Annotated in this window: 9 protein-coding genes; 5 read left to right on the top strand and 4 right to left on the bottom strand. The window is 59.8% G+C overall.

Annotated features, from left to right (window positions below; all coding sequences use genetic code 11):
• Positions 1–357 (bottom strand): MEDS domain-containing protein (locus tag IRZ24_RS13350; RefSeq protein ID WP_297165058.1); only part of this gene is annotated, 357 nt, incomplete at its 3' end.
• Between the two features lie 486 nt (positions 358–843).
• On the opposite strand from IRZ24_RS13350, the gene IRZ24_RS13355 reads away from it, so the two are divergent.
• The 5 genes from IRZ24_RS13355 to IRZ24_RS13375 all read left to right on the top strand — a co-directional run bounded on the left by IRZ24_RS13355 (position 844) and on the right by IRZ24_RS13375 (position 4720).
• Positions 844–1137 carry a hypothetical protein gene (locus tag IRZ24_RS13355; protein ID WP_297165060.1) on the top strand — a complete coding sequence of 98 codons (294 nt, stop codon included), beginning with the start codon at positions 844–846 and terminating at the stop codon, positions 1135–1137.
• A 309-nt stretch (positions 1138–1446) separates the two neighbouring features.
• Positions 1447–2865 (top strand): hypothetical protein, encoded by a 1419-nt coding sequence (locus tag IRZ24_RS13360; protein ID WP_297165062.1) that lies wholly within the window; start codon positions 1447–1449, stop codon positions 2863–2865.
• Between the two features lie 28 nt (positions 2866–2893).
• A complete protein-coding gene (locus IRZ24_RS13365; RefSeq protein WP_297165064.1) occupies positions 2894–3253 on the top strand; it encodes a hypothetical protein in 360 nt (119 codons plus the stop codon).
• Between the two features lie 251 nt (positions 3254–3504).
• The gene (locus IRZ24_RS13370) at positions 3505–4197 is read left to right on the top strand and encodes an HAD hydrolase-like protein (protein WP_297165066.1); all 693 of its coding nucleotides are present in this window, start codon (positions 3505–3507) and stop codon (positions 4195–4197) included.
• Positions 4198–4588: 391 nt separating this feature from the next.
• Entirely contained in the window at positions 4589–4720 is a 132-nt protein-coding gene (locus IRZ24_RS13375; protein WP_297165068.1) for a hypothetical protein, read from the top strand.
• Positions 4721–4840: 120 nt separating this feature from the next.
• Here IRZ24_RS13375 and IRZ24_RS13380 read toward each other — a convergent pair whose 3' ends face one another.
• From IRZ24_RS13380 to IRZ24_RS13390, 3 genes are all read right to left on the bottom strand, one after another.
• Positions 4841–5671 carry a phosphosulfolactate synthase gene (locus IRZ24_RS13380; RefSeq protein WP_297165070.1) on the bottom strand — a complete coding sequence of 277 codons (831 nt, stop codon included), beginning with the start codon at positions 5669–5671 and terminating at the stop codon, positions 4841–4843.
• 149 nt (positions 5672–5820) lie between these two features.
• Complete coding sequence (locus tag IRZ24_RS13385; protein WP_297165072.1) at positions 5821–7209, bottom strand: MmgE/PrpD family protein; 1389 nt, start codon at positions 7207–7209, stop codon at positions 5821–5823.
• Between the two features lie 68 nt (positions 7210–7277).
• Entirely contained in the window at positions 7278–8147 is an 870-nt protein-coding gene (locus IRZ24_RS13390) for an IclR family transcriptional regulator (protein WP_297165074.1), read from the bottom strand.
• Positions 8148–8358: the final 211 nt, after the last annotated feature.

Below are 8358 nucleotides of genomic sequence, written 5' to 3' on the forward strand. Positions count from 1 at the left end.
CCTTACCGCTTTCCAGCCATCGCGCAGCGCCTGGGTAATAAAGGTTTGGTGCGTAGATAATAAAAAATAAGGATCAAACCGCTTCCCGTTGGAGAGAAACGGCTCGCGCTCCGAAGAGAGGATAAGCTGCCCTTTGGCAATTAAGGCGTCTACGTCAAGCTGCAGCTTTACCAGTTCTTCACGCAACTCCTGCACCTGCGCAGGCGCCGCTGCAAACAGGCACTTCTCCGATGCGATGATCCCCGCACGCAGCAGCCGGGCTGTGACCCCGGCAATCTCCGTCACTTTGCTGTAGAGCTGACAGATGTGCGAGCTGTATGGAATTCGCTCTGACTTGCCATCAACACTCAGGTCCATGCCTATCTCCACACAATGCCGATTCTTAACCAGCTTGCCATCATTAAGCATATCACACCGGAGCGGGATTAGCACATATGGAAGCGTTCACTATTCAGCCACGAGTAGGAAAGCTCTCCCCAACCCCTCTTGTCCTTTTCTTCTCTGCTTGCTTGCTACTCCCGCCCGAGGCTCTTGGCCTTCCTCCTGAAATATTGTACGCGGCTCTGCGCTCAGTTGCAGCAGCGGAGCGCCTCTTGCATTGTTCTTCTGGCCAGTTTCCTACTCGCAGGCTCCTTTCTCAGGCGGCTCTTCCCAGGCAGACATGGGGTCGGTATGGCAGTCCGATCTGCTCCCCTCATTGCCTCTATACTTTATACTACTAGTGGGTGGGCGCCTGCCCCGTTTGTCCGGCCTGGCCGAAGCGGTACGGGGCAGCGTCGACTGTTGCTTGCTCTTTTCTCGCTTCTATTTCCTGCTGGACCTGGTGAAAGGAAGATTATTGCGATGCAAGGTACGATTCGTAAGTATCGCGTCGATAGTGGCAAGGTGATTACTGTGATCCGACGCATCCAAGAGGATCTAGTGCCTTCGATGCGCCGTTTGCCCGGCTTCATGGGCTTCTATGTGGTGAATCGTGAAGATCAGTTGGTGACCATCAATCTCTCCGCCGATCCGCGCCAACTTCGTGAGGCCGATGAGGTAGCTGCTCATTGGATGGGTACACTGGGAAGCTCTGTGGTACTCGTTTCGCAAGAGGTGATTAGTGGTCCAGTGGTAGTCGAGGCCGCTGCTGAGTGATGAGACGATGGGGGCCAAGCAGAGGCCCCTGGCAGTATGAGAGGCTCCGCTAGCGGCTGGAACGGGCAGCCCACCGCTTGGCCAGTGCCGAGTCAGGTCTCGCTTCGTCTCGCTGCTGTGGCTGCCCTCTCTGTTGGTTTTTTGGGACCTGAATGCTCGGTGCGCTGTTCGCGATCAGGCCTCCGGCCTCTCTTGCAGATTGATGCAGAACAGCGTAGGCTGTTGCTTCTGAGCTGCCTCTTTCGTTTGAGATTCTGAGATTTCTCAGGTGTGCTGTTGTTCCTGCTCTTGCTTCCGAGGGAGGCGGCCATGTATGCGAGGCCTCCGCTCTGTTCACCGCCGCTGAGCTGCCGTTTGCTGGTCGGCGCCTGGCAAGCGTGCTGGCTTCCCTTAGCCAGAGCCAAGGCGAGGCTGGCACTGTCAGCGGATCAGTTGGCTTGTTTCCAGTCTGAGGCGTCTTTTGCTTCCGCGCCTTTGCTGCCAGGCGGCTTACCAGGGCAGGCAGCCTCTCCGGTCCCACCGCACTCGACTCGCAGTGACGCACCATTCGCCCCAGCGACCAGCCAGAGGCCGCCCTGGGGACGCCGGGTAGCTCAGGCCCTGCTGATTGTGCTGACGCTGCTTGGCTTTTTGCTCTCCCTGACTCCCTGGGGCCGGGCCAGTCTGCGCACAGGGCTTCTTCTGCCAGCTTTGTTGAGTGTTTCTCAGGGGCCTGCCTTGAGGCTGTTCGGTGAGCCGGTCCGCTTTAGCCGCACAACGCTGGCTTCCGCTACTGCTGGCCCTGTCTATCTGGATCTGTACGCGCCTGATGACGCTACTCCTTTGATCCCTGGGCGCCGGCAGGCTGTGGTGGTGATCGCTGGTCTGGGTGACAATCGCGCCGATGTCCAATTGGTGAATTTCGCACGCGCGCTGGCCAGCGATGGGATGGTGGTGGCTATCGTCGGGACACCGGCGCTCTTCGATTTTGTGCTGCGCCGCGAGGATAGCGTCGCCGTGGTGCAGGTCTTTGAGCTGTTGGCTCACCACCGCGATGTTGACCCTGCACACATTGGCCTGGTCGGTTTCAGCGCCGGCAACGCTCTGGCTTGCTTCGCCGCTGCTGATCCGCGCATCCGCCATCAGGTGGCCTTTGTGCTCTCTTTCGGGGGCTTCTTTGAGGCTATGACGCTGCTGGAGGCCATCGCTACCCATCAGTTGCAGGTTGATGATCACACCCAGCTCTGGATTCCTTACTATGTGCCGCTTCAGGCGCTGGCTCATACACTGAGCACTATTCTCCCTCCTCACGAGGCGGCTCTCCTGCGCTCTGCCTTCGCTCAGAATGGAAGACCGCTGACTAGCAGAGAGCTGAGCCAGCTCTCCCCCAGTACGCGCGCCGCCTACCACCTGCTCGCCGGCGACCAGCCGCAGCAGGTGGCGGCGAACCTGGCGGCGCTTTCTCCTCAGATGCGCGCTTTGCTAGCGCAGCTTTCTCCTGCAGGCGTAGTCGCTGAGATCGAGGCTCCGATCTTCCTGCTGCATGACCGCAGCGATGCCTATGTTCCCTTTACCGAAACTCGCGCCTTCGCTGCCGCTTTGCAACGCTTGCACCATCCCTACGATATGGCCGAGTTTGGAATCTTCCAGCACGTTGAGGTTCGCAGCGGTTTGAGTCCACTGCAGTTGCTCGGCGACAGTAGCCGCCTGGCAACGATTATCTGGAAGATTACGCTAGTTGGTTCCTGAGATGCTTGCATGCAAAGGGAGGCCCGCAATGACCCTTTCTCTGGCACTGGGTTTAACTGGTCTCTGGGTGCTGTTGGGGCTACTCTGCGGCCTGCTTGGCGGCGTCGCCTATGCACGCCTCTATCGGGTCGGCTGGCAAGCCTGGCTCTTGTTGCTGGCGCTGGCCATAGCGGGAGCACTTCTTCCTGCCTGGCCAATGGTCTGGTTGTTAGGGAAGATGGCGGCCAGCGCCTTGGCGCTCGGCTGTGCCGCTCTGGTGACTCTGGTGCTGCCTCCCTGGATCGCTTCTCGTTGGGTGCTGGGATCTCCTGCTCAGCAGGCATCCAACGAGAAGCTAGCAGAGCACTGCTCGTTGAAGACAGAGGGAGCGGGCAACGAGGAGGCCTGACCGGCTCTCCTCTCCTGCCAGGTTACCCGCTCGACTCAATGGCCTCTTTCTTTCGCTGCCTTGCGCAAACGGTAATCGGAGAGCATAGCAAGGAGATTGATTTTGCTGGATGACCCCGGCGGGAGATCGGACGCTGGCAGAGCTGCTAGCAGCCATGCCCTGTCTCTGCGCTATAATAAGCAGCGATAGCGAAGACCGCGCACGCTTGGGATGAGACCCGACAGTATCAAGATAGGGGAGATGCCAGACGAGTGACTGCCGATCTCAGAACGGTCCGCTCTTTTCAGGCGGTATTGTTCGATTGGGATGGGACAATTGCCGACTCGACTCGCGCTATGATGGCGGCAATGCAGTTTGCCTATAAGCAACATACGGGCCGGGTCTTTCCTCGCACGCTGGAGGAGTTCCGACAAATTTCACCGCTGCGCCTGGCTGAGAGTACGGCTCTCTACGCCGGCCCCCAGGCCGCGGAGGTGGCGGCCTCCTATCTCTGGTACTACACTCACGAAGGCTATCGCTCGACTTGCCTCTATCCAGGAGTACGCGCACTGTTGGAGGAGCTGCAGCGCCGCGGCTATCCATTGGCGGTAGTGACTAACACCGGGCCAGAGCGCCTCTCAACTGACTTGCAGCATCTGGAGCTGAGCACGTTGCTGACGATCACCGTGACCTCCCAGGATACGGCGGAGCGTAAGCCTCATCCTGCGCCGCTCTGGAAGGCCCGCGAGAAGCTGATCGCAGCCGGCTTGCTCGCAGCAGAGACGCCGATGGAGGCACTGGCCTATGTGGGCGACCATCCCGGCGACATGGCCGCCGCTCATGCTGCCGGGATGGTGGCAGTCGCCGCTCTCTGGGGGGGCATCTTTCCGCCGGAAAGGGTGCTGGCCGAGCGGCCTGAGTATTGGGCTTACCAGCCAGCAGCGCTGCTCACGCTCTTCCCATGAGATGGAGGCTGGGGCCTCCGTCCGACAACGCTCCGCCGCACCGCCCACGATCGCTTGCCCTCTTCTACCTCTCTCTACTCTGCGACTATCCCATAGGCAGTACTGTCGCGCGTACGCTCTAAGAAGGGCTATGCTGCTGGGGCGACCAAGACCGCGACAAACATCAGAAGCCTGTGACCCGGCGCTCCTCCTTGGCGGCGTGCCTCTCGGATGACAGCCTGACTCACTCTGTCAGGGCATGGGCTGCGCGCGCAAAGTAGGAGGTGCTCAGGCGATAGGCTTTGGCCTCCCAGCGGCACGGCTCCCGCCGAGATAGCTCTGCGAGTGTCATCGCCTGAGATGGCGCGAGACGTTCAATTGGCTCAGGCCTCAAGCAGCAGTGGGCCCAGACATGGAGACCGCGTCACTGCTCCGCTTCGTTGGGGGGCGCCAGGCTGTTGAGCGCATTGTAGGCAGGCAGACAGGCAGGCAGCGGAGCAATGTCCAGCCCCGTAACGCTGGCCTGCAGTCCATTGGCGGGTAACTCCTTCCAAGGCCAGGCAACTAAAAGAGAGGAGGACTGGAAGACCAGCTCTCCTCTCTAGCTAGCATGCTGCCAGACAGGACAGCCGCTGCTTTCTGGCTGGAGCCTGGTGCGGCAGCATCAGGATTGGTCACCCTTGTAAGTCAGGATGCGGCCCCACACGCTCTTTGTACCCCAGATGCCCGAGCGCAAGCACTCTAGCTGGACGATTTGGCTGTGATCGACAAAGAGATTGACCTCGGGGCCATAGTTCTTAATATACCAGGTGAAGACCTCGGGATCGGCGGCCTCGAACATCACCTTCTCAAGGCCCAGCTCGGCGATGATCCTGGCTACGGCATCGGTACGCCAGGTCTTCACATTCTCTGTGATTCCCTCGGATTCGATCATGATCATGTAGGCGCCAGCCTCCAGAAAGCGCTTAGCCTGGGCAATAGCCCAGCCCACATCACGCGTCCCTTCGGCTTCCAGCTCCTCAACGCTGGTCGCTCCGCCAGCACCGAACTGGATGCCCACTTCAGGCTTGGCCTTCAGGCCTTCTTTCTGCACCTTCTCCACCAGGCGCAGCCAGTCGTCGATGGGGATCGTGATAAAGCCGCTGGAGATCTCAATGATGTCGAAACCCAGATCGCGGCATTCTTTAATGTAGCGATCAACGGCCTGCGCTCCCTGCGTCAGGACGTACTCGATGAAACCGCCAGTCGAGACCAGCACATTGTAACGATGAGCGGTCTCGTTCAGCTCACGCACAGCTTTAGGCGGCATCAGCGTGAAGGAGCCACCAGCGTACTTGAGCGAGTCGACATATTCGCCCATGGTTTCCAGCACATCCTCCAGGTAGCGCTTGCCCATCGCCGTGTAGTAGGGTCCACGGATCTCGGTGATACCACGCGTGCGCGGCTTGCTCTGCCGCTCATTCATACGCAGGAAGGTAAAGCCACGCTCTGCCATCGTATTCCCTCCTTACCTCTTGCTCTCCATAGACTTCGTTGCTTGTTCGTGCGCCAATCCGTTCAGCCCAAGAGGGCCGACAGGAGAGGAACGGCAAACAGACAGCGTGCCAGTTGATTGAGCTGCTTGCCGCTCCGCTCGTTCTGGCCTCAGAGGGCAGGCCCGCCCGCGGCTGGCAGGCGCACCTGAGCGAGCAAGGCCGTGAGCTGGCGCACCGGCACCTCATCCAGATGCTGCACTGTCTCGGCAATGGAACGCCGCAGTTCGCTGTCGGTATAGGGCGCCGCCAGGCTCTCGAACTTCTCTAGGGCCTGCTCCCAGCTCAACGGGCGGCTGTAGAAGCCAGGATAGTCGGCGATCTCCAGATCATAACGCCGCCCATCGGTTAGCAGAACCCGGATGCGACAAGGCATCTCAGTCGGGAAGCGAGCACTGAGATCATCAGCGGGCCGCACCTCGATTTTGCGCAGCAGAGTCTGCACATCGCTCGCCGCAATGCGCTCCGGTCGATATTGCTCAGGGGTTACTTTGCCATCGAGCAGGGCCACCGCAACCATGTAGTGGAGGCTATGATCGGCCTCCTCCTTGGTGCGCACAATGCGCTTGTCTCCTTCCTCACCACCGCCGATGATATGGTAGGCCACATCGAAGGTATCGATCTCAATGCGCTCAATCTGATCAGCTCGCAGCTGATACTGCTCACGCAATTGGAGGATACCTTCCAGAGTTGGCTGCGAATGGAACTCAGCATTGTACTTTTTAATGCTTGTGCGGCGGACAATCTCCAGGTTCTCGCGCGACCAGTCGATTGTAAAGCGCCCAGCGATGCTTTCCATAAAGCCCTTATTCCCCTCAAAGACCTCGGCCGGGCCGGTCATGCCACGCATGGCCAGGAAGGTGGCATGGGTGCCAGCATGGGCTACTGCGGGATAGGCCATTCCTTTCCAGTGGGAGATGCTGCCTGTCCGAGTGACGCGCAGGGCATTATAGGCCGTGCCGGTGATCGCAATGGCGTTGGCAGTACGCTGCGCATCGAGGCCCAATGCGCGCGAAACGCCAGCCGCGACAGCATAGGTGCCCTCGACAGTGTGGTCAAAGCCCCTGGCCCGAACCGGAGCCACTTCTGAGAGCCGGCATTGTACCTGGTAGGCCACCGCCAGCGCTGTCAAGAAATCTTGGCCGCTGCGATCGGCATACTCACTAGCTGCCAGGACCGCCCCCAGATTGTCGCTGGGATGGCAGCTTTCTCCTTTTGCAATGAAGGTATCGTTGAAGTCCAAGTAGCGCACCAGGGCGGAATTATAGAAAGCAGCGCGATCCGGCGCCGTGCGGCCCCCACCAATCAAGGTCGCCAGCGGATTGCCCCCGAAGTCCTTAATCTGCTCGCGCAAAATAGCCAGCGGTCGCCCCTCTAAAGCTCCAATGGCACACCCCAATGAGTCGAGAACGCGAATCTTTAACTCACGGCGCGCTTCCGCCGAGAGATCCTCATAGCGGCTGCGTACGACAAAGTTCGCAAGCTCTTCAACGAGCGTCATGGTTGGTGACCTCCTTCCCAATTGCCAGTACTCCCGAAAAGAGCGACTGGTTTCACAGGCGCCTCCACTTACGGCGTGAGCGACTCAGCACCGACACCGTTGTGGCGCTGGTGGCGCTGTTCTTGCCGCTGCAGGCTTCCAGCGTCAGTTGCACTGCCAGGATGGCCCATGTCGTAGGAGGCACGCCGCGCGGCTTCGCAGACCAGGGGGATGGCTCGCTCCCGTTGCTGCGGCCCTAGACGCGCAGCGGGCGCGACGAGGGTGAGCGCCGCCGCTACCTGACCTCTCCTATCGAAGATGGGCGCCGCGAGGCCCGCTACTCCAGAGACTCGCTCTCCTTCGCTGTAAGCCCATCCCTGGCGCCGTACCTGCTCTAGCTCGGCGAGAAAGGCTCCCTCATCCCAGCTCCTTTCTCCTCTCACCTGCTCGCGATCAAAGCGCTCATGGCTGGCGCGCGCCAGAGCACGGCGCTCCTCTTCGGCAAGCCAGGCCAGTAGAACTTTACCGGCGGCACCCCGATGCAGAGGAAGCGGAGCCCCAATGTCAGCAAAGGGACGCAGATTGTGCGGACTGCGCACCACCTCGATCACGACCCGCGTCTCTTGCTGCCGAATGTGCAGCTCAGCATTCTCTTCTGTCTGGCTATTGAGCCAGGTGAGATGCGGCAAGGCCTGCCTGCGGACGTCCATACTTTCGGCAACAAGTAGCCCGAGACGCAGGAGGGTCAGCCCTAAACGGAAGCGCGAGCCTTCCTTCATCAGTAGCCCATGTTCAGCCAGGGCCTGGGCCAGCCGGTAGACGGTCGGGAGGGGGAGGCCGGTCCGCTCGGCGATTTCTTGGGGCAACAGAGCGCTCTCCCCTCGCGGGAAGGCCCCTAGAATGGCCATCGCCTTGTCTAAGACTCCGACCCGCGTCGCGCGCGCCTCCTCCGACGGCATCGCTTCAGCGCCTCCTTTCCACATAGTGGAATATTATCCACATAATGGACGCCTTAGTATATCATCTAGAGAGACCACCTGTCAAATGAAACATGACTACGACAACTCGACGGAAACAGCGGCCCTTTGTTATAATGAGGGCCGGATAGGCAGACATGAACGGTGATATCGTATGCAAGCAGCAGAAGGGGTGTATTGATGAGCATTCTTG

The sequence above is a fragment of the Thermogemmatispora sp. genome, from assembly GCF_019683755.1.
Lineage (GTDB): Bacteria > Chloroflexota > Ktedonobacteria > Ktedonobacterales > Ktedonobacteraceae > Thermogemmatispora.

Coding starts and splice junctions, on each gene's coding strand:
- IRZ24_RS13365 (WP_297165064.1), top strand. CDS start 2,894: ATGACCCTTTCTCTGGCACTGGGTTTAACTGGTCTCTGGGTGCTGTTG.
- IRZ24_RS13385 (WP_297165072.1), bottom strand. CDS start 7,209: ATGACGCTCGTTGAAGAGCTTGCGAACTTTGTCGTACGCAGCCGCTAT.
- IRZ24_RS13380 (WP_297165070.1), bottom strand. CDS start 5,671: ATGGCAGAGCGTGGCTTTACCTTCCTGCGTATGAATGAGCGGCAGAGC.
- IRZ24_RS13390 (WP_297165074.1), bottom strand. CDS start 8,147: ATGCCGTCGGAGGAGGCGCGCGCGACGCGGGTCGGAGTCTTAGACAAG.
- IRZ24_RS13375 (WP_297165068.1), top strand. CDS start 4,589: ATGGAGACCGCGTCACTGCTCCGCTTCGTTGGGGGGCGCCAGGCTGTT.
- IRZ24_RS13360 (WP_297165062.1), top strand. CDS start 1,447: ATGTATGCGAGGCCTCCGCTCTGTTCACCGCCGCTGAGCTGCCGTTTG.
- IRZ24_RS13355 (WP_297165060.1), top strand. CDS start 844: ATGCAAGGTACGATTCGTAAGTATCGCGTCGATAGTGGCAAGGTGATT.